17 protein-coding genes are annotated in these 26668 nt (G+C 44.9%); 9 read left to right on the plus strand and 8 right to left on the minus strand.

Annotation, left to right across the window (positions count from 1 at the left end; all coding sequences use genetic code 11):
* Nucleotides 1-4341, minus strand: a complete 4341-nt coding sequence (locus CLV93_RS10435) for a CusA/CzcA family heavy metal efflux RND transporter (RefSeq protein ID WP_106542136.1) — start codon at nucleotides 4339-4341, stop codon at nucleotides 1-3.
* A 727-nt stretch (nucleotides 4342-5068) separates the two neighbouring features.
* Here CLV93_RS10435 and corA point away from each other — a divergent pair.
* Together corA and CLV93_RS10445 are read left to right on the plus strand one after the other, a co-directional pair.
* Nucleotides 5069-6157: a magnesium/cobalt transporter CorA gene (gene corA / locus CLV93_RS10440; RefSeq protein ID WP_106542137.1), complete on the plus strand. Its 1089-nt coding sequence runs from the start codon at nucleotides 5069-5071 to the stop codon at nucleotides 6155-6157.
* A 120-nt stretch (nucleotides 6158-6277) separates the two neighbouring features.
* Entirely contained in the window at nucleotides 6278-7495 is a 1218-nt protein-coding gene (locus tag CLV93_RS10445; RefSeq protein ID WP_106542138.1) for a dicarboxylate/amino acid:cation symporter, read from the plus strand.
* Nucleotides 7496-7544: 49 nt separating this feature from the next.
* On the opposite strand, the gene CLV93_RS10450 is transcribed toward CLV93_RS10445, so the two are convergent.
* A complete protein-coding gene (locus CLV93_RS10450; protein WP_106542139.1) occupies nucleotides 7545-8249 on the minus strand; it encodes a hypothetical protein in 705 nt (234 codons plus the stop codon).
* A gap of 641 nt (nucleotides 8250-8890) precedes the next feature.
* Between CLV93_RS10450 and CLV93_RS10455 the strand changes: the two genes are divergently transcribed.
* A complete protein-coding gene (locus tag CLV93_RS10455; protein WP_106542218.1) occupies nucleotides 8891-9913 on the plus strand; it encodes an adenosine deaminase in 1023 nt (340 codons plus the stop codon).
* A gap of 20 nt (nucleotides 9914-9933) precedes the next feature.
* Nucleotides 9934-10599: a peptide-methionine (S)-S-oxide reductase MsrA gene (gene msrA / locus CLV93_RS10460; protein WP_106542140.1), complete on the plus strand. Its 666-nt coding sequence runs from the start codon at nucleotides 9934-9936 to the stop codon at nucleotides 10597-10599.
* 11 nt (nucleotides 10600-10610) lie between these two features.
* Here msrA and CLV93_RS10465 read toward each other — a convergent pair whose 3' ends face one another.
* Nucleotides 10611-11183, minus strand: a complete 573-nt coding sequence (locus tag CLV93_RS10465; RefSeq protein WP_106542141.1) for a nitroreductase family protein — start codon at nucleotides 11181-11183, stop codon at nucleotides 10611-10613.
* Nucleotides 11184-11284: 101 nt separating this feature from the next.
* Between CLV93_RS10465 and CLV93_RS10470 the strand changes: the two genes are divergently transcribed.
* Entirely contained in the window at nucleotides 11285-12118 is an 834-nt protein-coding gene (locus CLV93_RS10470) for a sulfite exporter TauE/SafE family protein (RefSeq protein WP_170108919.1), read from the plus strand.
* Between the two features lie 69 nt (nucleotides 12119-12187).
* On the opposite strand, the gene argJ is transcribed toward CLV93_RS10470, so the two are convergent.
* The 5 genes from argJ to CLV93_RS10495 form a co-directional block, all read right to left on the minus strand.
* The gene (argJ, locus tag CLV93_RS10475; protein WP_106542143.1) at nucleotides 12188-13399 is read right to left on the minus strand and encodes a bifunctional glutamate N-acetyltransferase/amino-acid acetyltransferase ArgJ; all 1212 of its coding nucleotides are present in this window, start codon (nucleotides 13397-13399) and stop codon (nucleotides 12188-12190) included.
* A 100-nt stretch (nucleotides 13400-13499) separates the two neighbouring features.
* Complete coding sequence (gene argC, locus CLV93_RS10480; protein ID WP_106542144.1) at nucleotides 13500-14537, minus strand: N-acetyl-gamma-glutamyl-phosphate reductase; 1038 nt, start codon at nucleotides 14535-14537, stop codon at nucleotides 13500-13502.
* A complete protein-coding gene (locus CLV93_RS10485) occupies nucleotides 14530-15726 on the minus strand; it encodes an aspartate aminotransferase family protein (RefSeq protein ID WP_106542145.1) in 1197 nt (398 codons plus the stop codon). Before CLV93_RS10485 ends, argC begins: the two co-directional genes overlap by 8 nt.
* A gap of 2 nt (nucleotides 15727-15728) precedes the next feature.
* Nucleotides 15729-16559, minus strand: a complete 831-nt coding sequence (gene argB / locus CLV93_RS10490; protein WP_106542146.1) for an acetylglutamate kinase — start codon at nucleotides 16557-16559, stop codon at nucleotides 15729-15731.
* A gap of 361 nt (nucleotides 16560-16920) precedes the next feature.
* Nucleotides 16921-17718 carry an undecaprenyl-diphosphate phosphatase gene (locus CLV93_RS10495; protein ID WP_106542147.1) on the minus strand — a complete coding sequence of 266 codons (798 nt, stop codon included), beginning with the start codon at nucleotides 17716-17718 and terminating at the stop codon, nucleotides 16921-16923.
* A gap of 324 nt (nucleotides 17719-18042) precedes the next feature.
* Here CLV93_RS10495 and CLV93_RS10500 point away from each other — a divergent pair, with 324 nt between their 5' ends.
* From CLV93_RS10500 to CLV93_RS10515, 4 genes are all read left to right on the plus strand, one after another.
* Nucleotides 18043-19929: a beta-N-acetylhexosaminidase gene (locus CLV93_RS10500; RefSeq protein WP_106542148.1), complete on the plus strand. Its 1887-nt coding sequence runs from the start codon at nucleotides 18043-18045 to the stop codon at nucleotides 19927-19929.
* Nucleotides 19930-20279: 350 nt separating this feature from the next.
* Nucleotides 20280-22898, plus strand: a complete 2619-nt coding sequence (locus CLV93_RS10505) for a PAS domain S-box protein (RefSeq protein WP_146142004.1) — start codon at nucleotides 20280-20282, stop codon at nucleotides 22896-22898.
* A gap of 105 nt (nucleotides 22899-23003) precedes the next feature.
* Nucleotides 23004-23954 carry a polysaccharide deacetylase family protein gene (locus CLV93_RS10510; protein ID WP_106542150.1) on the plus strand — a complete coding sequence of 317 codons (951 nt, stop codon included), beginning with the start codon at nucleotides 23004-23006 and terminating at the stop codon, nucleotides 23952-23954.
* 261 nt (nucleotides 23955-24215) lie between these two features.
* The gene (locus tag CLV93_RS10515; protein WP_106542151.1) at nucleotides 24216-26654 is read left to right on the plus strand and encodes an ATP-binding protein; all 2439 of its coding nucleotides are present in this window, start codon (nucleotides 24216-24218) and stop codon (nucleotides 26652-26654) included.
* Nucleotides 26655-26668 lie beyond the last annotated feature (14 nt).

A 26668-nucleotide genomic window follows, 5' to 3' on the forward strand; every position in this document is an offset into this window, starting at 1 on the left:
CTATTTTGTTTCCGGGGAACCCATTACTAAATTCAATTGTAAAACCGTCTCATTATATTGCTGAAGGATATCGAGATAATTAAAATGCGACAAGAAAGCTTCGCCGGCCATTTTAGAAAATCCGATGTAATCGGTTTGCCCCAACTCCCGGCTCTTGACAGCAGCTTTTAGCAGTTCCCGGGCTCGGGGAATAATTTCCGATTCATACATATCCACACTTTTAGACAGCTGCTGCAGCTGCATAATCAATTGCTTCTGAAGCGTCCAGTCCTGTTGCCGTTGCTGGGCTGCCTGATAAGTCAGTGACTCACGCTCCAGTTTCAGCGCTTTGGTCTTCGAAGTATGCGACCAAAACCAGATGGGAACCTCGAGACCGACACTCCAGCCGTCATATCCTTTGTTTCCATCGAAACTCTGATCGAAATACCCGACAGAAAATGCCGGAGCCCAGTTGTTCCCAGCAACCTTGACTTCTGCATTTTTCATAGCGACATTCTGCAACATCATGCGATAATTCCATGATGCGGAAGTCGTATCGGGCACCAAGACAACAGGCTGAAAGTGTTCCAATTCAGCAGTTACAGGCAAAATCCGTTCTTCGGAATACAACAAGACCTGCAACTGTCCCAGCTGCGTTTCGAAATTTGTTTCGGCGGCCAACAGCTCTTGCCGGTACCGCAGCGCTTCGGCTTTTAACAGGTTATACTCGCTAAGACCAATGGCGCCACTTTTCAATTGCCTGTCAGCAGCTTTCTCCAGCGCCCCAAACAAGCTGTCACGTCGGCGAAGCAACCGAAGTCTCTCACCTGCAATCTGACTGCGGGAATACAACATCTTAACCTGGATTGTCAGCATCGATTTTTCTCTTCCGAGCGCCAGTTCGCTTTGGCGGATATTCTCATTTGCCAGGCGGGCATTCGCTCCATACATCGTTGGAAATTCAAAGCGTTGCCGCACCTGAAAATTGTAGTCGTTATAATTGGTATTTATCTTTCCCTTGTCATACTGAAGCATAACCGGATCTAGTGAAAAAGACGATTTCTTCAAAGCCTGCTCCCGTTCCACCATTAACGAACGAGCTTTCACCGAAAGGTTATTATTAAGTGCCAACTCCACTGCCTCGTCCAGAGTGACTGTCCTGGGCGATTCCTGCGCCCAGCTTTTACCTACCGGGAAAAGTAATAGCAGCAAAACAACCGTAGCCACCGGTTTCTTTTTCCGTTTTAAAAGCTTCTTCCACTCGCCTGAATGGAACAGGTAATAGAGAACCGGCAGAATCACCAACGTCAGGAAGGTCGATGTGATCAATCCTCCGATTACAACGGTAGCCAGTGGCCTTTGAACTTCGGCACCCGCAGCCGTAGAGACAGCCATCGGGAGGAAACCCAACGCGTCAGTCGAAGCCGTCAGCAATACCGGACGCAAACGCATACTCGTTCCTTTCAGTACCCGTTCGTAAATATCGGTTACGCCTTCCTGTTCCAATTGGTTGTAGTAGGATATCAACACGATACCGTTTAACACAACAATTCCGAACAGGGCAATAAAGCCGACACCAGCCGAAATACTGAAAGGCATTCCACGAAGGAATAGTGTCCAAACGCCTCCCATAATTGCCAACGGAATGGCTGTAAAAATCAAGGTTGCCTGCTTTAAGGAGCTAAAGGCAAAATAGAGTAGAATGAAAATCAGGACCAGTGCTACCGGCACAGCAATCGATGAGCTTTTCTTTGCCGACTGCAGGTTTTCGAACTGACCACCATAACTGAAATAATAGCCCGGCGGCAGCTTAACGCTGGCCTGCAGTTTATCGTTAATTTCGTTCACAAACGATTCCACATCACGGTTCCGGACATTAATTCCAATCACAATCCGGCGATGAGTGTTATCACGACTAATTTGCATCGGACCATTTTCCATAGTTACGGTTGCCACCTGACTAAGCAGAATCAATTCGCCCCCCGGCTTATTAATCCGCAAACGCTCCAGGGCCCGGATATCTTTCCGGTAAGCTTCGTCTAAACGAATAACCAGGTCAAACCTTCGTTCGCCTTCAAATACCAAACCAGCCTTCTCTCCTGCAAACGCTGTCCGAATAACATTGTTAACATCTGTAATATCGAGGTTGTAACGGGCCAGTTTATCCCGATCAAAACGAACCATCATTTGCGGGAGGCCTGTCACTTGTTCGACACGCACATCGCCGGCTCCCTGAACATTCTGAATTATCGTCGCAGCTTCGTTCGCTTTCTCGAAAAGCAGATTCATGTCGTCTCCGTAGATTTTCACCGCCACATCGGCTTTTACACCAGTCATCAATTCGTTAAATCTCAACTGAATCGGCTGCGTAAAATCGAATGAGGCTCCGGGAATCACATCCAATGCTTTTTTCATTTTAGCAACTAATTCCTCCCGATTGTCAGCACTCACCCACTCCTTCTTATCCTTTAAAATGATCATGATATCGGCATCTTCCACTGCCATTGGGTCAGTAGGAATTTCTGCCGTTCCGATTTTCGACACTACCGTTTTTACCTCCGGGAACTGACTCATAAGAATCTTTTCAACCTGCGTAGTGGTTTTGATACTCTGCCCCAGTGAAGCCCCCGGCGCTATGACCATCTGACAGGCCAAATCCCCCTCCTCCAGCGTAGGCATAAATTCACCACCTAACCGTGAAAATGAGAACATGGTTGCCACGAACAAAACGATCGTTACCAGCAAAACCAACACTTTGTGTCTCAAGGCCCATTTCAATACCGGCTGATGTGAACGGTTCAGAAAATCAATGATCCGGTCGGCCAGGCTATGTTCTTCTTTAACCTTCCGGGAAAGAAAAACAGCGCTAATCATCGGCACATAAGTCAACGACAATATCAATGCTCCCAGCAACGCAAAACTGACCGTTTGCGCCATCGGCTTAAAGTTCTTTCCTTCAATGCCGGTAAAAGCAAGAATCGGCAGGTAAACAATCAGAATAATGAAAACGCCAAAAGCCGCTGAACGTCCCACCCGGTGCGTGGCCGTCGAAACAGTATCGTCCATTTCGGCGGCCTTGAGTATTTTGCCATTAAATCGCTGATGTAGTAAGTAGACAATTCCCTCCACCACAATAACGGCACCGTCGACAATGAGACCAAAGTCGATGGCACCCAAACTCATCAGGTTAGCTGTTACCCCGAAAATATTCATCATAATGAACGCAAATAACATGGAAAGTGGGATAACCGACGCCACGATAAGTCCGGAACGGTAATTTCCAAGCAATAAAATCAGAATGAATATGACGATGATACCTCCTTCCAACAGATTTTGCTTGACGGTATCAATCGTTTTGGCAATAAATTGCGAACGGTCGAGATATGGCTCGATTTTCAATCCTTCGGGAAGGCTTTTCTGAACCTGGGTTATTCGTTTCCGAACCTCTTTGATTACCTGGGAAGTATTGGCTCCCTTGAGCATCAACGTGATTCCGCCAACCGTTTCGCCCTTCCCGTCTTTGGTCATGGCACCAAAGCGCGGAGGTGAAGAAAGTTTCACCGTGGCAACATCCTTAATAAACAGCGGATAACCATTAACATTCTTAATAAGAATATTGCCAATGTCTTTCTCGTCGCGCACCAGCCCCTCGGCACGAATGTAATACCGGTGCGGTCCCTTCTCGATATAACTTCCACCTGTATTTTCGTTATTCCGCACCAGCGCGTTGTAAATCTCGGTGATGGTTACATCCATTCCCACCAAATCGCGAGGCTTCACGGCGACCTCATACTGTTTTACCTCACCGCCGAAACTACTGATTTCGACAATTCCGGGAATTCCGGCCAGTTGCCGTTTCACGATCCAATCCTGAACTGTACGGATTTTCATCGGATCAAATGCCTTCTCATACCCTTTTTCAGGAACCAAAACATACTGAAATATCTCACCGAGTCCGGTGGTAATGGGCATCATCTCCGGGGTGCCATATCCGGCAGGAATATCCTGCTCGGCCCTTTTAATTTGCTCACTCACCATCTGGCGTGCAATGTGCGTATTGATTCGATCTTCGAATACGATGGTTACCACCGAAAGGCCAAAACGCGAAATGGAACGAATCTCTTTCACGCCCTGAATGTTAGCCATCACCACCTCGATGGGAAACGTGATGAATTGCTCAACCTCCTGGGGTGCCAATGAGGGAGAAACCGTCGTCACCTGCACCTGGTTATTGGTGATGTCAGGAACGGCGTCTATGGGTAATTTGGTAAAGTTGTAAATCCCCAATCCAATCAGAGCAAGTGTCAATAATCCGATGACCAACTTGTTTCTGATGGAAAATTCAATAATTCTATCAAGCATAGGAACATCTGTTAGGCTAATTTCACAAACAATTATTCGGCTGCTTTGACGAAACTTTCATCTTCTTCAACTTGTCGCTATCAGAGTTAGCTTCCGGAAAAGAAATCAAGCCAACAAGCAGCCTTTGGTTATGAGAGCTGATTCTATCAGACCTCATTGCAGTTTTAGGTTAAAGTCTAGTTTCAGTCAAAACCATACATATAAATGTCTTCATATTTGCATCTTTCATGCCAAACAACTGAAAACAAATACAGTCAATAAAAAATTAATAATTTACATTTTGGAGTTCCTGTGGCGCAAACAAATAGTTCATCGCTAAAAACCACCTTCCTGATTTGCTTTAATTTCAGGCAAAATTCTTTCATTACAGGCATTTGTTTGGTCAAGTTTCAACTACTCAATTAAACAAATCAAATAAGGAAGAGGGTTGTTAGGTTCAGAAACAATTGAATTAAAAGTTAAAAAATTTAGCATAACAATACAAGAGTTCAGGCTTATGTAGACTGATTACAGCAAATTAAAATAGCTGCATTGGGAAAAAATTGCCGGTCCTCTCCCCTCAGTATCATGATAGTCATACTAAATGTTTTGCTTAATTTAGGTGAATAATAAATCGGAAACTGCAAAAGCAAGCACATCCAAATTACAGACTTGCAGTCATAAGCAGTTAAACCACTTCGATTATTCATTGTTTCTGACATCGACAGAAGTTTAAGAGCCAACACGTATGAAAAATCCACACATCAAAAAGCGCAATACCCGAAAAAAGAAAGTCTCTCAAAAAGCAGGTCTTCCACCTGGCAGCATGGTTTTTATTGGCGACAAACACGAAGAAGCCCCCGAACTAACCATCATCGATTACGACACTTCAAAGTTTGAAGTGAATACCAAAGCTACCTTACAAGATGCATTGAGGCGGAAAGAAACCGCCCCAATTAGCTGGATCAACATCGACCAACTGCACGATGTGGAACTGATGGAAAAATTGGGTAGCCATTATGAGATACATCCTCTTTTAATGGAAGACATCCTGAATACGGATTTACGTCCGAAAGTGGAAGACGAAGATGAGTATGTGATGCTGAGTTTGAAAATGCTTCAATACGAAGAACAAACTGACAATCTAACAACTGACCAGGTCAGCCTCATTCTTGGGAAAAATTATGTTATTAGTTTCAGAGAAAAGCCCGACAATATTTTTGAACCAATCATCAACCGCCTTTCATCTTCCAAAGGAAGCATCCGTTCGCGCGGAGCTGATTACCTGTTTTATGCGCTAACCGACGTAATTGTCGACAACTATTTCACCATTATTGAGAATATCGGGAACCAGTTGGAAAAACTGGAAGAGCGAATTTTTAACCACCCGGGAGAAGATGCACTGCAGGAAATTCATCGCATCAAGAGCGATTTACTACAGCTCAGGAAAATAACCTATCCGATTCGCGAATCGATGCGAAAGCTGGAAAACGATGATATTGATTTAATTGAAGACAAAACCCGCAAATATTTCACCGACATTTACGAGCACATCGTTCAAATTATCGAAACCATTGAGTCCTACCGGGAAGTTGTTTCCGGGCTAAAAGATTTGTATCTGTCAAGCATCAGTTATCGGATGAACAAAGTGATGCAGGTGCTCACCATTATTGCTACCATCTTCATCCCGCTCACATTCCTGGTAGGTGTTTACGGAATGAATTTCGAAAACATGCCTGAACTTCACTGGAAGTACGCCTATTTTGTTCTGTGGGCCATCATGATAAGTATTGTCGTTCTTCTCACCTGGTACTTCCGAAAGAAAAAGTGGATTTAGCAATTGAGTCAAACGCGTATTAAAATGACCTTCCAGTCCGGGATTCATTGATTTTTGCTGATTCTATAATTCTCGCTATATTCGGTGCCGCGCCTATCGCTGTGCATAACCTGTAAGTTTATGAAAAAAATAAAGATAGACCTCCACTGGCAAATTCTGATTGCTCTTGTACTCGCGGTTATCGTTGGTATATTTTTCAAACCTGTAGTTCCCTATGTGAGCTGGATGGGTGATATCTTTCTCAGGTTGCTGAAAATGATTGTCATCCCACTCATTCTCACCTCCATTATTTCGGGGATATCCAGTATCGGTGGACACGGAAATTTTGGTCGTCTCGGGTTAAAAACCATCGCATATTATGTAGTAACAAGTATGTTGGCTATTTCGACCGGTTTAATCCTGGTCAATCTGGTTAAACCGGGTATCGGTGTCGATATTACAGCGATTGAGAATGTTGACAAGCTGCAGATTCAGCACAAAAGTTTCAGCGAAACGCTCATCGATATTGTTCCCGACAATATTTTCAAAGCAATGGTCGACAACGAATTGTTGTCCATCATTTTTGTTGCCATCATCATTGGGATATTCCTGGCCAAACTGGGAAGTCAGCACCGTCAGCTGTTGGTCGATCTGTTTACTTCCGGCTTCGAACTGTTCATGAAGATTACCATGTTCATCATTAAGCTGGCCCCTTACGGAGTGTTTGGTTTGATTGTGAAAGTGGTTGCTGACCAAAAAGATTTTGGCGATTTGGTATACCGGCTCGGAGCCTTTATGCTAACCGTTCTCGTCGCATTGTTCATTCACGCTTTTATCACGCTGCCGCTGCTGGTCAAGTTTGTAGGTCGGGCAAAGCCGTTTAAACACATGAAAAATGTAACGACACCACTGTTAACTGCTTTTTCCACTGCTTCATCGGCTGCTGCACTGCCTTTGAATATGAATGACACCCACGAAAATTCAGGTGTTTCGGAAAAGATTACCAATTTCACGCTGCCGATTGGTGCTACGGTCAATATGGATGGCACCGCCATCTACATAGCCGCCGTCGTGATGTTTATCGCGCAGGCACAGGGAGCCGCCATGGGCTTAAAAGAACAGTTCATTATTCTAATCACGGCTCTGCTGGCCAGCATTGGCACGGCCGCCATTCCCATGGGCAGTCTCGTTATCATCACCATTTTACTCAATGTGCTGGGACTACCATTTGAACTGATTGCGTTGGTTCTTCCGGTCGACCGGATACTGGATATGTTCCGAACCGCAACCAATGTTTGGAGTGACTCGTGCGGTGCGGTCATTATCGCCAAATCGGAAGGAGAAGAACTGAAAGTATAAAAAAGGCCGCCTTTCCAGACAGCCTCGCTCGTTGTTATTCTTAAAGCCTTTATTGTATAATCTTCCGCGATGATCTGGGATGAATGTGACGCTTGATCTCTTCCGGCAGATAATCTCTCGCCTTTTCGGGATGAACTTTCGCAAACACCTCAGGGCAAGCATTCCAAATATCCTCCAACGCCTCCCATAAATCGTTTTCGGCACGAACGCTTTCGTTTGTACTAACCTCTTTTTCATGAATGGTTTCGGCCAAATCGACCTCCATACGTTGCAGGTTTTCTGACAACAACCGAAAGTCGTCAACAATCCGGGCCGGGAATCCGCGTTCTGTTAATTCAGGCAAATGCTGATTGATATACCGAATCAACCGGGAAATTCCTGATTGAACTTCCCAAAAACGTTTCTCAGATATTCCGTCACGTAATAAACTGATGTTACCATATTCGTCATCGTGCTCTTTGCTAACATCATTTGATGAACGCAAATACATCTCTGTAATATTAAGCAACGGACGAAGGTGTCCCGTCATTATCAATAACTTCTTCTGCTTTTCAGCCACTTTTCTGTCAAACAGATCCAAATCCGGCAACTCCCGAATGGCATTAATCCTTTCTTCAAGTGCTTCCTCAAACTCCTGATTAAAATCGGACGAATAATGCTCGAAGTCATCATGGTCCCGCTGATAAGTCTGATAAATATACTCAGCTACCAGGGGCATATCATCCAGCGTAAATTGATACTTCAATCGCGTCATCACAAGTAATCGTTAGTTTTTCACATACTATTAAAATACAGACAGGCTACCGGAAAAAACTCTCCTCTCCCCGGAAGAGAAACGAAGCCTATCTAACACACTCCATCTCCATTCGTTTTCAAAAAGAAATCTGACAGGATTTATGCCGGAATAGAATGAAGAATCAACAAAAAAGATTGTCTGCCTTGAGTACAATCAAAAAATATTCAGTTTCACTGAAAACGAGTATTTATATGTACATAAAATAAAAGGGAACGAAAGACCTGGGGACGTAATCGCCAATAACTTAATTAAGCTGCAAACAGTGAGTAAACTGTTTCAATTAACTACAGGAAGTAATAAATTGCCCAAAACTTATCGCATCATACAGTTGAATAAAAAAACGAACGCCTCCGGGGTTTCGTCACCCTTCTATTTAATCTGGTCTATACGAAAGAACGCTAATTAATAACCTGATTTTGTCAGTTAGTTCTTAAATTTACGGCAAGCATTCAACAAAGTCAACGAAAACACGCAAAAGATGAAGCAAATAGCTTCCATTTGAGAATTTTCTGCATGCAGCATTGAAACCTCTTGCGCGGTTATACGTTATGATGAATGACCAACCAGACCGAGTTAGTCAAGAATCGTTAATTTTACGGATGGAACAGTTTATTAAAAATCTCCCAAAAGCCGAGCTACACCTGCATATTGAGGGTAGTTTTGAGCCTGAGCTTATGTTTAAAATTGCTGAGCGTAATCAACTGAAATTACCTTACGCCTCAGTTGAAGAGTTGCGGAATGCATATCAGTTTACTCAACTGCAGGATTTCCTTGACATTTATTATGCAGGAGCCAATGTTTTACAAACCCGTCAGGATTTTTACGACCTGACCTGGGCATACCTGCAAAAGGCATATGACAATAAAATACTTCACACCGAGATATTCTTCGATCCACAAACGCATACTTCCCGTGGAGTTCCTTTTCAACTGGTTGTTGAAGGAATTATGGATGCGCTGACCGATGGCCGGAAAGAGCTTGGCGTTTCGTCCAATCTTATCATGAGTTTTCTGCGTCATCTTTCGGAGGAATCAGCTTTCGAAACACTAAACGAAGCGCTTCCCTACCGGGATAAAATTATCGCTGTTGGTCTCGATTCATCGGAAAAAGGTAACCCGCCCGAGAAATTCGAACGGGTATTTGACAAGGCCCGGAAAATGGGATTTCTGACGGTTGCCCATGCTGGAGAAGAAGGTCCTGCGGAATATGTATGGGGCGCTCTCCAGGGATTGAGCGTTTCCCGCATTGATCATGGTAACCGGAGTCTGGAGGACAATGATTTGGTTGCGCTGCTTTCGGAAGAACAAGTTCCGTTAACCATTTGTCCATTGTCGAACCTGAAGTTGCAGGTCGTAAAAGACATGGCCGATCATCCGCTAAAAACCATGCTGGACAAAGGACTGAAGGTGACTGTTAACTCAGATGATCCGGCTTATTTCGGAGGATACGTCAACGAGAATTACCTGGCCGTTACCAAAGCACTTGAGCTGAACAAGGACCATTTGTACCGTTTGGCACGAAATTCTTTTGAGTCCGCGTTCCTCCTTCCGGAAGAAAAACAGCGTTACCTGGCCATTCTCGATGCCTATTTTCATAACAGTAACCGGAAACTTTCAAACTGAAGCATCGTAAAAGCCGGTACATGAAAACTTCACGTTACATACTCTTTATTCCCGTTATCGTTTTAGCGGGAATCACTGCTTCATTTTCATTTCCGAAAAATGGAAATCATAGCAAACAGCCCAAAAAAAAAGCATCGGATATGAATGAAAAAGCTGAATACGATACTGCGACATTTGGTGAAGGTTGTTTTTGGTGTAGCGAAGCAATTTTCAGCGAACTGAAAGGTGTGAAGAAAGCCATTTCCGGCTATTCCGGGGGCACGGTTAAGAACCCAAGTTACCGGGAAGTTTGTACCGGGAAAACCGGGCATGCAGAATGTGTTCAGGTTATTTACAATCCGAAGAGCATTTCGTACCCGGAATTACTGAAGGTCTTCTGGCAAACACATGATCCAACTACGTTGAATCGCCAGGGGCACGATGTGGGAACGCAATACCGATCGGTCATTTTCTATCATAATGAAAGACAAAAAGAGTTAGCCGAAGAATATAAGCAAAAGCTGAACAGTGCCGGTATTTGGAACAACCCAATCGTTACAGAAATCACAAAGTTCGAGGCATTTTACCCTGCGGAGAATTATCACCAGGATTATTACGAAAACAACACCAATCAACCTTATTGCCAACTCGTTATTACTCCCAAACTGGAGAAGTTTCGGAAAGTTTTCAAGGATAAACTGAAATAGAATTTCACTGGCTAGTCGATTACCAAGTCCGCCAGCGAACGTTTCGGAACGTGGTGTACTCCGTCTTCATCACGGTAGTAACGTGTATCGTTATCTCCTCCGACTTCTTCAATCTGTATCACCTCCGCCGGCTTTCCAAGTGCAACCACATCCATGATGTCATACCGTTCGGGAATTCGAAAGAGTTCGCGCAAAGCCGGTTTGTGAACAGCTCTTAGGATACATCCGCCCAATCCTTTATCGACAGCACCGAGCAGAATATTCTGCATGGCAATGCCATCATCACAAAAACACTGCTCTGCAATTTCCCGGTCGAGTAACACGATAATATAAGCTGAAGGACGTTCCCCTTTCTTTGGGCCAGGCCAATCCGTCAGATAACTCGCCCATGCCAGGTGTTCGAAAACCTTTTCGTTCACTTCAGGCTCATGGCAAAGCTTATACTTCAATGGCTGTGCATTCCTTCCGGAAGCGGCATACCGTGTTAGCTCAACCAGATCGAGCAATACCTTCCGGTCGATCCTGAACTCCTCAACAAATCGCCGGTAGCTGCGATTCCTCATCATTAATTCCCGAAGCTTCATAACAATCCGTTTTCGTCAAATTTAAGCATTCATTGGGTAAGGCTCAAGGTTTTAGCCATACAATCCATCATTCCGATTTTTATTTACCTGACAGAATGCTTATGTTTACAGAGCACACCAATGTCTCTTTGACCTATAAGTATCTGATGGATATTGTTTTTCTGATCATCATCGGCATTTTTACCGGCCTTGTTACCGGCCTCACCGGAGCCTCAGGCGTTATGGTTGTGGTTCCTCTCATCCACCTCCTTTTGAAATTTACCATCCACGAAGCGATTGGTACCAGTCTCGTGGTAGATGTGCTGACACCATTGGCCATTGCTTACACTTTTTACAAGAATGGTAATATCGATATGAAGTCGGGTGGTTTTGTAGCACTGGCTTCCATTATCATGGCATTGGTAGGGGCACGTTTCTCCGATAAAATCCCTGACCATGGGTTAGGTTCCTCTTTTGCGTCCCTGTTGATTATTCTTGCTATCGTTATTTGGATCAATGGCATTCGTCGCGATCGTCACCACGACGACAGTGACGGACAAGATTCCGAAATTCCTGACATTCCGCTTTGGCGAAGCATAGCAGGAGTTTTACTGGCGGGTGGTAGCGGTTTCATGACGGGTTTTATGGGTGCAGGCGGCGGAACAAACATTTTACTGATACTTCTGTTTGTCAACAGATTTCCAATTCACAAAGCACTGGGAACGTCCATTCTGATTATGTCATTAACGGCTGCCTCAGGAGTTATTGGTCATGCCAGCATGGGTAACGTTAATATTTCCGCAGGGATGACCATTGCGATGGCCGCTATCTTCACAGGCATCTTCTGCGCCCGTCAGGCAAGTAAAATCAGCGAAAAATCCTTGTCGAGACTGATGAGTATCGTCTATTTTGTATTAGGAATATTGATGCTGACCATCCAGGTACAAACCAGTTAAAAAAATCCCCCTGACAGAAAATGCCAGAGGGAAAGTCTTGTTATTATGTAACGGATTGCCTTTTCTCAATCAGGTTGTATATACTGAGTTGAATAATACGTAATCTGTGGTCAAATCACTTCCCCAACCGGTTGCGATAGCACGTCCGTTGTTCAGGTCAAGCTTCACATAGATGTGTGATTCCCGCAGAAGTTTCTTCATATAATGGCGATCATAATCCTGTGGAGCGCCTTTCTCCAATACCTTAATCTGCGTTTCTTCGTCTCCCAGGTAAAGATCCACTTTCTCATAATCGAAAGGAACACCTGCATTTCCGGCTGCGCAAATAATCCGTCCCCAGTTTGGGTCACGGCCAAACATTGCAGCTTTCACCAGGGATGAATCCGAAATCGTCCGAACCAGCTTCCGGGCTGTCAACTCATCGGGAGCATGCGTAACCTGGTACTGAACAAACTTCGATGAGCCTTCACCATCTGAAACTATCAACTTGGCAAGGTGAATCATCATGTTTTCCAAATGTTCGTAAAATACCTTGCATCCCGGATCTTTCTCTTTGGTCAGCATCTCATTTCCGGCCATTCCATTGGCCAATACGGCGACCATGTCATTAGTCGAAGTATCGCCATCAACAGTGATCATATTAAATGAACGATCGACCGCTTTTTTCACCAGGCGCTTCAATAACTTGGGTTCGATAGCCACATCGGTTACCAAAAACGCCAGCATGGTTCCCATGTTCGGATGAATCATACCCGAACCTTTGGCGATACCGCCCAGATTGACTTCATAGCCATTCACATCGAACTCTATAAAACCCTCTTTAGCAAAGGTGTCCGTTGTCAGAATAGCATTGGCCACAAAAGAGCCGGCATTCGACTTATTCGTCAGCTTATCGACATTCTCCTTGATCCCTTCCACAATGTCATCGGTAGGGAAAGGTTCGCCGATAATCCCCGTTGATGCTACCAGCACCAAATCCTTGTCAATTCCCAATTCATTGGCATAGGTTTCAGCCATGGCTTCAGCACCCGCTAAGCCTTGTTCGCCGGTACAAGCATTGGCATTTCCAGCATTGACCACAATGGCTTGCGCCTTGCCGTCGGCAACATGCTTACGCGATACCTTAATCGGCTCGGCAACCACCTGGTTCTGCGTAAAAACAGCAGCTGCGCTGGCAGGAACCTCCGAATAAATAAGGGCCAGGTCGCGCCGCATCGACTTCACACCGATGTGCGCCCCCCAACACTTGATTCCCCTTACATTCGTAATATTCTTAATCATTGTGTTTCGTTGTTTTGACTCCATCTTATGTTTTTTCTTTTGGCACTAGTTTTCAGCAGGTGCCTGAAAAGATTTTAGATTAATTGATTTAAAAGATTCATTACGGATTTACAGGAACTTGCTTCAGTCCAGTAGTTTCGTCCAGTCCCAACATGAGGTTCATGTTTTGGATTGCCTGGCCAGCAGCTCCTTTCACCAGATTATCAATCGCACTTAAAACAATGATGTTGCCGGTTCGCTCATCGAAAGTTATGAAAATATTGCAATAATTCGATGCCCGTACATCTTTAATGGACGGTGCTTCCGGTGTAATCCGCACAAAAGGATGACCTTCGTAATATCGCAGATACAATGCATTCAGATCGGCCGTCGTCAGCTCCTTAACCGGACGTGCGTAAATGGTCGACAAAATTCCCCGATCGACCGGTAGCAGGTGCGGCGTGAACTGCAGACTTACCTCTTCCGAAGAAAGTTTATTCAGTGTATCCTGAATCTCAATGGTGTGGCGATGTTTCTTCAGGCCATAAGCCTTGAAATTATCGTTTACATTCGGGAAGTGCGTTACCTCTTTGGGCTTCACTCCCGCTCCGGTGACTCCGGTCTTGGAATCGACAATAATTCCGCGACTTTCAACCAAACCTTCGCTTAGCAACGGTGCCAATCCCAAAATGGCCGTCGTCGGGAAACATCCCGGGTTGGCCACCAATTCGGATTGTTTAATATTTTCGCGGTTCAATTCCGGCAAACCGAATACGGCACTGTCGAAGCCCTCATGATAAACATGCTCCTTCTGGTACCATTCATGGTACACCTCCGGGGAATCGAGCCGGAAGTCACCTGACAGGTCTACGATTTTGAAAGGCTTCTGATGATATTTTTTGACAAAATCCATGGAAACACCATGCGGTAATGCCAGAAAAACCAGGTCAAGGTCAGTTTTTTCTACCTGTGAAGCCGGCTGCAGTACAATGTCAACAATTCCCCGAAAGGAGGTGTGAATATCAGAGAATTTTTCGCCGGCGCGGCTTTCGGAAGTAATTAATGCAATCTCAACCTCCGGATGGTTAACGAGAATGCGGACGAGTTCGGAGCCTGTATATCCGGTGGCTCCTATGATGCCTATTTTTTTCTTACCCATGCTCTCTCAAGTTTTGTAACGAAATCTTCAACCCCCTGAGCACCTCTTCGAGCTCGGGATAAGTAATGTTCAACGGCGGTACCAAACGCAGAATATTTCCGGCGGTGGCGTTCGCCAGCACACCATTCTTCAGCATTTCAGCCACCAGTGGCTTCGTTTCGAAATCAAATTCAACACCAACCATCAATCCTTTGCCTTTGATTTGTTTAATAGAAGGTTCATTCAATTCCGACAGTTTATCGTTCAGCCATTTTCCTTTTTCCACGGCTGCTTTCAACAGGTTCTCTTCTTCGATGGTCTGAATGGTCGCCAGGGCAGCGGCACAAGCCAACGGGTTTCCACCGAACGTGGTTCCGTGGTCACCATAGTTCAGCGCCTGGCTCACTTTTTCATTCGAGAGGATGGCTCCTACCGGAACACCGCCGCCAAGTCCTTTGGCCAGTGTCATAATATCGGGCTGTACGCCAAAATAGTCTTTCGTGAACCAACGGCCTGTCCGTCCCATTCCACACTGGATTTCATCGAAGATGAGTACCAGATCTTTTTCGTCACACAAGGCGCGCAAATCCGTTATAAACTGTTTTTCGGCTACGTTGATTCCGCCTTCTCCCTGGATGGGTTCGACGATAATCGCAGCAGTTTCATTATTCACCAGCTTTTTAACCGACTCAATATCATTGAAAGTGGCCTGAGTAAAGCCTTGCGGAATGGGCTCGAATCCTTCCTGCGTTGCCTTTTTACCCGTGGCGATGGTAGCCAGTGTCCGGCCATGGAAAGAACCGCTCATGGAAATGACTGTTCCGCCATGTCCCTTGCTATGAGCATATTTTCGGGCAATTTTAATCGCTCCTTCTACCGACTCGGCACCGCTGTTACTGAAAAACACGCGATCGAGACCGGACATTTCGACCAGCTTCTGCGAAAGTTCCGCTTGCGGCCGGCTCAGGTAGAAATTAGAGATGTGAATGAGTTTCCCGGCCTGTTCGCGAATGGCATTCACCACGTTGGGATGATTGTGTCCCACGTTGTTCACCGCAATACCAGCCAAAGCATCCACATAGCGGTTACCTTCCACGTCCCAAACGGTTGCCCCGTCTCCTTTCTCAAGAACAATCGGATATCGTCTGAAAGTTTGTAGATAATACTTCTGATCGACGTCGTGATACGCCTGATTGTTTTTTAAAGTCATGATTATTTGATTATAGTTGTGCCAACCGGGTTTTTCCCGATTAGGTCTGATATCTGCTCGGGTTGGGTTCCGTTAATAATGCGGGCTGAACCAGCGCCGTCAGCCAACGCAATGCGGCAGGCATCCATTTTCGGTAGCATTCCTCCCTGAATAACGCCTGCCTCAACCAATGACGGAATTTCCGCCACATGTAGCTTATCGATGAGCGTTTCGGGTTTGTCTTTGTCCATCCGTAAACCGTCCACGTCAGTCAACACAATATACTGCTCAGCATGTAATGCCCCGGCCAGGTGACCGGCAAACATATCGGCGTTGATGTTGTAGTCATTTCCCTCTTCATCCGACGCAATACAGGTAACAACCGGAATATATCCTTCATTCAGTAACTGTTCAGGCAACTGCGGATTAATATGTTTGACATCTCCCACTTGCCCCAAATCGAAACTCTTCCATTTCCCGTCAACCATCTTCCGATGAAGCCGTTTGGCCGCAATGGCCATCTTTCCGTCCTTGCCGGAGAGGCCAACCGCTTTGTATCCCAAACGATTAACTAAACTGACCAGGCTGCCGTTCACTTCGCCCTTCAAAGCCATTTCAACATATCTCAGGGCTTCGGGAGTGGTTTTTCGGTGACCGTCGATGAACTCCGACTCAACGCCCACTTTACCCAGAATGTCTTTAATAAAAGGTCCTCCGCCGTGAACGATGACCACATGATATCCCTTTTTCGTCAACGAACACATGTGCTCCAGCACCTGCTTCTTCAGTTCATCATCGGTCATAGCATTTCCGCCGTACTTAAACAGAATCAGAGGCTTTTTCCTTTTGATCATAAATTTTAGATTTTCTTATTTCTGAATGCAATACTCATGCACTGATGAAAGGCAATTTTGAATCCGGCAATTTGGTCGATTTTTAACCGGACGATCGAATAAAATCAATGCAAATTTACTAATAATTCGGCAGTTAGCCATAAGAGGCGCCGTTTGACAAGGTGGGAAATTGCTGTAGCGGTATCGTTGTTAGCGGGTTACCGGAATTGAAATTTTTTCAAAAATCAGAGGATTTTCGGGCCAATTGGAACCAAATTCCAATAAAAATTGAAGCAACGAAAAAGAAATAAAATACCCCGAATCCTCCATCAAAAATGAAAAGGAAACGGGGCAAATATCTTAGTTGAAAATGAAGACTCTTTTACCAGAGAAATATCCAGGCCAGGATGACAACTCCGAGCACAATCCGGTAGTAACCGAAACTCTGGAAAGTGTGTTTCCGGATAAAGTTCATCAGAAAAGCGATGACCAGCAATGCCACAATAAAAGAAACAACAAAACCAACTCCCAGTACAAGCAAATCATGGCTATTCAACGAAGCGTGATGCTTCAGCAACGAGTAACCGGAAGCAGCAATCATGGTCGGGATGGCCAGGAAAAAGGAGAATTCGGCTGCCGTTTTCCGGTCGGCTCCCAGCAACATGGCACCAATGATGGTGGCCGCCGAACGGGATGTTCCGGGAATCATGGCCATACACTGAATCAAACCAATGAGTAAAACCGTTTTGTAATCCATGCTGGCAACGTCATGAAAACGCGAAGGCCGGTCTTTCCGGTCAATGAAAATCAGGACCAGACCCCCGATGATCAACATCGTTGAAACCACGACCGGATTGAACAACTTTTCTTCGAGGTAGGAACCAAATGCGGCACCCAAAATCAGCGCTGGCACCACGCCGGCAACAGCCCGGAACCAAATATCAAAAATGCGTTTGTTTTCAGCTATATTTAGGCTTTTGGGAATAATCTCCTTCCTGAAATAGTAGATAACTGAGAGGATGGCTCCCAACTGAATCACCACATCGAACATGTTGGTGAAACTCTCCTCGAATGTTACGAACTGATTCGCAATAATGAGATGCCCGGTAGACGAGATTGGCAGAAATTCGGTAATCCCTTCAATGATTCCGAGGATAATGGATTTAATAATATCTGTCATGGAAAACGAAATTTTTTATTAGTGAATATTTCCGGTTGACCGAAAAAAACAGCTTACCAAATGGAAAACCATCCAAACGGCGCCTAAAATACAAAACTGGACGAAAAGATGAGTTACCCTGTTAAAAATTTAGGAAAGATTTAAGGCCAAACCATTAGAACCATTTGCGTCAATTGCTTTTTTTGAAAATTGTCGGAATAACAAGAACCTTTCTAAAACCTTTATGATCGTTATGAACATTTTCTATATTTATCGGCAACGTTGTCACGTTTCGGCAACGCAAACCTAATCTTTAACTGAATATTAATCCATTAAATAAAAACGATGAAAAACTTGCTTTTCCTGGTGCTTGTCTGGACTGTTGCGACAGTCAACGGACAGACTAACAGCCTGAATCTGATTCCGGAACCGGTTGACGTGGTTCCTGCGGACGGATTTTATGCCCTAACACCCGGTTCTTCCGTTTCCTACAATGCCGATGATGCAAAACATGTAGCCAACATGTTGGTATCAAAACTAAACACTCCAACCGGTTTCGACCTGAAAGAAGAAAAAGGCAACAAAGGGACCATCCAATTCAATCTGAATAAAAAAGCAGATAAAACATTGGGTGATGAAGGTTACACGTTGAATGTAACCCCTAAAGATATAGTCATTTCCGCCAATAAACCGGCCGGACTGTTCTATGGAATGCAAACCCTGCTGCAACTCTTCCCGAAAGAAGTTGAAAGCAAAGCAAAAACCGATGCCGACTGGAATGTTCCGGCTGTTTCGATTACCGACTACCCGCGTTTTGCCTGGCGTGGTTTAATGCTCGATGTCAGCCGTCATTTCTTTACCAAGAAGGAAGTGGAAGAATATATCGACCAGATGGCCCGGTTCAAATACAACACGTTTCACTGGCACCTCACCGATGACAACGGATGGCGCATCGAGATCAAATCGCTGCCCAAACTCACCGAAGTGGGCGCCTGGCGGGTAAAACGCTACGGACACTTTGGCGATCGTGAAGCTCCCAAACCCGGAGAAAAAGCAACCGAAGGCGGTTTTTATACCCAGGATGATATCCGTGACATCATCCAATATGCCAAAGACCGCTACGTGACCATTATTCCTGAGATTGATGTCCCCGGCCACAGTATGGCGGCCATTGCTTCCTATCCGGAACTTTCCTGTACAAAAGACACCAGCGTTAAAGTAAATCCGGGCTCAAGTTTTGCCAAATGGTACGATGACGGAACGTTCAAAATGTTTGTCGACAATACACTGGATCCGGCAAACGAAGATGTTTACAAATTCCTTGATAAGGTTTTCACCGAAGTAGCCGCACTCTTTCCCAACCAATACATTCATGTCGGTGGCGACGAGTGTTACAAAGGATTCTGGGAAAAAGATCCGGGCTGTCAGGCACTCATGAAAAAGCTGAAGATTACCGATGTGGAGAAACTTCAGGGGTATTTCATGAACCGTGTCGAGAAAATCCTCGAATCGAAAGGAAAACGTCTGTTAGGTTGGGACGAAATCCTCGAAGGCGGAATTACCCCCAATGCTACCGTAATGAGCTGGCGCGGAATGAAAGGCGGCATCGAAGCAGCCAAAATGGGACACGAAGTGGTGATGACTCCTACCACCTACGCCTATCTTGATTACTGCCAAGGAGACCCGACTGTTGACCCGCCTATTTACGCCAATTTGCGTGTATCGAAAGCATACAGCTTCGAGCCAGTACCTGATGGAGTCGATCCCAAATACATTCTCGGAGGTCAGGGAAACTTATGGACCGAACAAACCCCAACCTTCCGGTATGTGGACTACATGACCTATCCACGTGCCTGGGCACTTTCAGAGGTATTCTGGTCACCCAAATCAGCCAAAAACTGGAACGATTTTGCCCGACGCATGGAAAACCAGTTTTCGCGTTCCGATGTTGCAGAAGTGAATTATTCCAAAGCCGTTTACGATGCCGAAATCACTACCAAAAAGGAAAACGGCAAATTGATGTTGGTGATGAGCACTGAAATACCAGACCTGGTAATCTACTACACCATCGACGATACCATGCCTGACAATTTCTGTCCGAAATATACCGGTCCCGTTGAACTACCGGATGGCCCGATTACTTTGCGGGTAGTCACCTACCGGAACGAAAAACCCATCGGTCATCTCATCACACTGAAGAGAAAACAGTTGGAAGAACGTGCCGGAAAATAAATAACAACCTCAACAAAATTGAACAAAGGGTTGCAGTAGCCATTGCGCGCTGTAACCCTTATTTTTTAAGACAAATTGTCGTTACAACGGATAATAAACTACTTTGACATTCCGTTATTATACATAACTTATAAAACATAACCAGAAAAGCGAAGCACAACCATTGGTACAAAAATCACTGGAACTAAACATTTAAAAGCCATTACCCGTTAACGAAGCGGGAAAACAATAGCAAACCTCTACCGAAATTCCATTATTACTTGAAAAACAGGCTTCTGATATTAGTTTATCTGCTTTTGACATTCACCGTCTACCCTGAGCCGGCAGTTTCACAAACTGAACAAAAAGCTATGTCCATTAATGAAGCCAGGGCCGACCGAGACAGCAACTTCATCCCTGATCGTCTCGGACAGTGGGTCGAAGTAAGGGGGCGCGTTACTATTCCTTCCGGACTACTCATGAAAAGCCAGATGATCATTGCCCTCCAGGACTCCACCGGGGGAATAGTTGTCTACAACCGCAACTTCCCTGATTTTCCGGTAAAAGAAGGCGACAGCATTGCTGTGTATGGAAAAATAGGTCATTATTGGGGACTAACCGAGATAGATTCAGCCAAAGTTACCATGCTCGATTCGCTACATCGAAGAATCGTACAGCCGATGAAACTGGTAACTCAGTCACTCGAACAAATGGAGGGGAGGCTGGTCAACCTGAAAGCTCGTATCGTCAACGAAGGACGAGGCAACCGGGGAGATTTTTTGATACTGGAATACGACAACGGGAAACAACAGATAAAGGTATTCAGCAGCGACTTCAACAAATCGCTGGTCGAACACTTCAGAAAAGGCGACGTTATCGAGATTACCGGTATTGTGGCCCAACGGGACGACAGTCCTCTTCAAGACCAAAACTATGAAATATGGGTGCGAAGTAACAGCGATATCCAAATCGTTCAACACAATGCCGACTTCTATCTCAATATTCTGTTATTGGTTTCAGGCCTGGGCGTCATTGTTTTGCTCATTTCCATATTCCTGAAAATAAGGGTCAACCAGCGTACCCGGAAACTGCAGGAATCGGAAAAGCGTTTCGTTGCGTTATTGGAAACCACAACATCCGGAATTATCATCATCGCCGGTGAACGAGTGGTTTATGCCAACCATGCACTGGAAGAAGTCCTGGGGTTCTCCCGGAAACAATTGATGTCGAAAACCGAGTGCATTAAGGTAGCCCGAAAGGAGCAAGCTGAATACCGGTGTTTGTCGGATATTGTAGAAAACTTCGACAAAAATGACATCGAAACGCGGACGATTGTCAAGAGCATCAGCAAATCGGGAAAGCAAGTCTGGCTGGAATTGTCGCTAAGTGATTTTACCTGGGATGAAAAATCAGCCATTTTGGTAACCGCCACAAATGTCACCCAGCTTAAAGAGACCCAGGAACAACTCGCAGAAATCGGGAACAATTACCAGCTACTGTTTGAAGAAAACCCGCAACCGGTATTTCTGTACGACCTCGAGACTCAAAAAATTACAGCTGCCAACGATGCTGCCATCAAAACATTCGGCTATTCCAAAAAGGAATTTTCTCAACTTACGATAGCGGACCTGGAACCGAAGGACAATTCGGCAGGCATTATGGAAGAAACCTCGAAAAAGTATTCGAAATTTCACCATGTGCACATCCGTCCTTTCTTGCTGAAAAGCGGCCAAGTGGCTTTTATGGAAACCTTCACACGAAGAATCGAGTTTTCGCATCGTCCGTCAGAACTGATTCTCGCTAACGATATTACCGAACATCTGGAAATGGAGGTGAAACTGCTGGAAAGCGAACGACTATTCCATACACTGGTCAATCATTCGCCGGTAGGTATTTTTCGCACCGATGCAGAGGGAAAAACCATCTATGTCAATCCACAATGGTGCCAACTTTCCGGTATCGACAAGCAATCGGCATTAGGATACGGCTGGTTGAAGGCGGTTATGTCTGAGGATATTCAAACGGTTAAATACAACTGGAATATCAGTGTTGAAAACCAACAACCCTCACAGGCAGAATACCGCTTCGTCAGACCTGATGGCACGATCGTTTGGGTAATGGGAATGACCATCCCGGAATACAACATGCACCAAAAACTGGTGGGTTACATCGGAACAATTATCGACATAACGCAGCGCAAACAAGCCGAACTGGAACTGGCCCGCAGCCACAAACAAATTGAACAATATAACCGCGATCTCAAGCTGGCAAAGGAAAAAGCCGAAGAAAGCGACCGACTGAAAAGCGCCTTCCTGGCGAATATGTCTCATGAAATTCGGACTCCCATGAACGGGATTCTCGGATTTTCGGAGCTGTTGCAGGAATCGGAAACCAACAACGAACGCCTCGAATACATTCGGATTATCCACGAAAGTGGAACCCGCCTGATGACCATCATCAGTGACCTGATCGATATCTCCAAAATCGAAGCCGGAGAGGTGACCCTATACAAACAGCAGGTCGACGTAGAAGAGTTGATGAAAGAGCTGCTCGATTTCTTTGTGCTGGAAGCGGAAAAGAAGGGTTTGAAAATCAATTATACCAGCCACCGGGAAAATGATTCTTCCGTTCAAATTAACACCGATAAATTGAAGTTATACCAGATTTTAACCAACCTGATTAAAAACGCCCTTAAATTTACTCATGAGGGCGAAATTAACTTTGGTTACACCATTAAAGACAAGCGGATACTTTTCTACGTGAAGGACACCGGCATTGGTATTCCAAAAGAAATGCAGGACGAAATTTTTGAACGCTTCATCCAGGCTGAACAAACCCGTACCAAAAACCACGAAGGAGCCGGGCTGGGACTGGCCATATCGAAAGCATATGTTGAAATGCTTGGCGGAGAGATTGGGTTGGAAAGGAATAAAGAGGATGGCGCCTTATTCTTTTTCGATCTTCCGTACGAGAGCCGTGACCAGATGTAAAATCACTGTACCTATGGAAAACAAACATGCTGGTTTCTCCATAAATCCTGTCAAAATTCCTTTCCCTTTTTGTAATTTCAGAACCGAAAACTAACGAACAAGATCATGAAACTGACTACACTACGAACCGGAATACTTATGCTTTTCATGAGCGTATCCGGGAGCTTCGCACAATCAACTCCAAATCTGGCCGAAAAACTGGGCTACGACAAAAATGCCAAATTGCTAATCATCCATGCAGATGACCTGGGCTTGTCGCACAGTACCGATGCGGCTGTCATCAGTGCGTTTGAAAAGAAAGGAATCACCTCGGGAAGTATTATGGTTCCCTGTCCGTGGTTCCCGGAAATAGCCGCTTTCGCGAAAAACAATCCCAAAGCAGATATTGGCATCCATCTCACATTAACGTCTGAATGGGAAAACTACAAATTTGGTCCTGTCACTTCTGCGGATCAGGTACGGTCATTGCAAAACAACGAAGGCTATTTTTATCCAACGGTTGAAGCTTTTGGAGCAAATGCCAAACCAGCAGAAGTAGAGAAAGAAATGCGTGCTCAAATTGACCGGGCCATCGCATTTGGTATCACTCCTACTCATCTCGATAATCATATGGGTTCAGTTATGGTAAACCCTGCTTTTTATCAGATACTAATTAAGCTGGGACACGAATACCGAATTCCTGTGCTGATTCCCAAAGATATGCTACAGGCAGCAGCTCCGCAATTTCTGGAACAGATTGCCAAAGAAAATATCATGGTCGACCATTTGTTCATGCTGAATCAAGCGCCCGCAGAAGGCAACTGGATACAACCTTACCGGGAATTTATTGAAAATATGCAGCCGGGCCTCAATCAAATCATCGTCCATCTGGCATACAACAACGATGAGAGCCGGGCAGTCATGATCCATCATGATGACTTTGGTGCGAAGTGGAGACAAAACGATTACGATCTGATGACGAGCGATAAAATGAAATCGCTTCTCGAAGAAAACAATATCAAGCTGGTTACATGGCATCAGATCCAGAATGTCATGTATCCGGATAGTGAACAATAAAAGCTTTTCCACGCAGATCAAGAGAATAATAAGTCTCTCTTGATCTGCTTTTTTTTAAACAGGTCGAATTCTGTTTTCATTGCGTTTCCAGATATCCCCCTCTCCTTCTTTCTTCTGAATATCAACCCATTACCAACCACCTCTTCAAATTTCAACTATCCGGGGATAAAGGTTATCAACACACTTGTCCGGATAATTCTGTAACTGCCGCATTTACAGGTCGGAAACATTTTGTAAATTATTATACCGAACTAAGTAGCGATGAAAAATCAACAGGAAAAAGTCTCCCCCGGACATAGAGTAAACGGCACCCCGCATACGCAAATCGGCTTGCTGATTGAAACCCGGCAGGGAGAGATTGTTGAATATACACCGCAAGTCCAAAAACTCTTTGGAGAAATTCCCGAAAAAGTCAACCTTTTTTTTGCCACTCCGGCTGATTACGAGCATTTTTCCAATCAGTTGGAAGATGATGGCAAAGCAAAGCAGCTCATCCGCTCCGTCGACAACAAAATGTTGCTTATCCAGGCCATCAGGTATAACGACATCAATCTTCTGAGCCTGGAACCATTTACTTCAAAATCGGCCAATGCAGGTTCAGAGTTGTCGATTCATGATTTGCTGGAAGATTTTCCGGAGATCTACATGCAATATACGACTGAAGGAAAGCTGGTTCATTTGAATAAGATGGGATACAAAAAGCTTGGATTATCCCCGGATTATCCTATACAGCAGCTGAATGTATTCAATCTGCTAACCGATAAAAGCAAGCAAAAACTCCACTGCCGCTTAAAAGCGATGGCCAAAGGTCAGGAAATCCGTCCGGCAGAGTTGGAATTTGTTCACCAAAACGGAGGAATCGTTCCTGTGCTGGCCCATTCTCATTTGCTAACCGAAGCCTCCGGGGAAAAAGGAAATTTCCTGAGTATCCTGTTCGATATTTCTTACCAGAAAAAGAGTGAACGCCGCGTTGGTGCTATCCGCGAAAAGATAACTGTACTGGCACGTACGGCGATGCATTTCATCCGGTTGAACAACACTGATGAAGTTTTCAATTACCTGGAGAGTATGCTGAAACCTCACCTTCCGGGATATATCGCTGTATATTTAAAAGTTGACCAGAAAGACAAAAATTATAACGTACATGCCATTACCGGCATCCCTGACGGGGTAATTGACAAAGTGAACGAAGAGCTGGGGGAAAATCTTTTTCATAAGGAATTTGACTTGACACACGACATACAGAACTTCCTATCACATAGCCGGGTACAAAAACACAAAGATGGTTGGTCATCTATTACCCGAAAGAATTTGCCGGAAGAATTAGCCCGAAAGCTGGAACAAAAGCTGTCAATCACCGATGTATTCTCGGCAGGAATCGTACAGCAAGGCTCTATTTATGGCGGCATTCACTTTCTGAAACAGGAAGGAGCAGCACCGCTCGAAAGAGAACTTGTAGAACCGTTGTTACACCAGGCCAGTATCATCTTACAGCAGTTGACACTGAACGAGCATCTTCGGATTGCCAAGCAACAGGCGGAACAAGCCATGCGGGAAAAAGCAGAGTTCATGTCCATCATGGGACACGAAATACGTACGCCGCTCACTTCAGTCATCGGGTTAACCGATTTACTTCTCGACCAAAAGCCCAACAAATCACAGCTAAAGAACCTGCATACACTCAAATTCTCAGCCGAAAATCTCCTTTTCCTCATTAACGACCTTCTTGATTTCAACAAAATAGAGGCAGGAAAAATTAAACTGGAAAAAACCATTATCGACCTTCCGGGTCTGGTGGAAGATTTGACGGGTGCCTTCGGCCCATCGGCCAAACCCAAAGAGGTAGAACTACTATCCGAAATCGGTGAGGATGTTCCCCGCTGGATCAAAGGTGATAAAACCCGGTTGACGCAGGTACTGAATAACCTGACCAGCAATGCAGTAAAATTCACCGAACAAGGGGCGGTCCAAATTTCGATTACAACCGAAAAACAGAGCGAACACTATGTTCATCTGAACTTTTCGGTGAAGGACACCGGTATCGGTATTCCGGAAAATAAAATAAGGGAAATATTCAAACTGTACACCCAGGCCGATGTCAGCACGCAGAGAAATTACGGAGGTACAGGACTGGGCTTAACCATTTGCAAGCGCTTAGTCGATTTAATGGGTGGCAATATAGCTGTCAAAAGCAAAGAAGGCGAAGGTTCGGACTTCCAGTTCACACTACGATTCGAAAAAGTGCCGCCGGAACTCGTCATGCAGGATAAACGAAAGAAACGCCAGGCGGACACAGCAGAAGCAGTTGATTTTTCAGATAAAAGAGTGTTGATGGTGGAAGACAATGACATTAATTATTACCTCACCACTCAGCTTTTCAAAAAATGGAACCTCACCATCGATCGGGCAGAGAACGGCCTGGTGGCACTGAAAAAGATCAGTCGAAATACATACGATTTGATTTTGATGGACATCCAAATGCCGGAAATGGATGGTCTGGAAGCAACACTGCACATCCGGAAACTATCAGACGAAAAAATTCAGAAGATTCCGATTATCGCTTTGTCAGCCGCTACGATGGACGAAACCCGTCGAAAAGCACAGAGTGTCGGGATGAATGACTTTATGACGAAACCTATCAATCCGGCAGAACTCTATGCCAAATTGGTCCGTTTCCTGGTGAAATCCGATAACAATTAAAAAAGGGCACCGTT

Source organism: Prolixibacter denitrificans (assembly GCF_003014495.1).
Lineage (GTDB): Bacteria > Bacteroidota > Bacteroidia > Bacteroidales > Prolixibacteraceae > Prolixibacter > Prolixibacter denitrificans.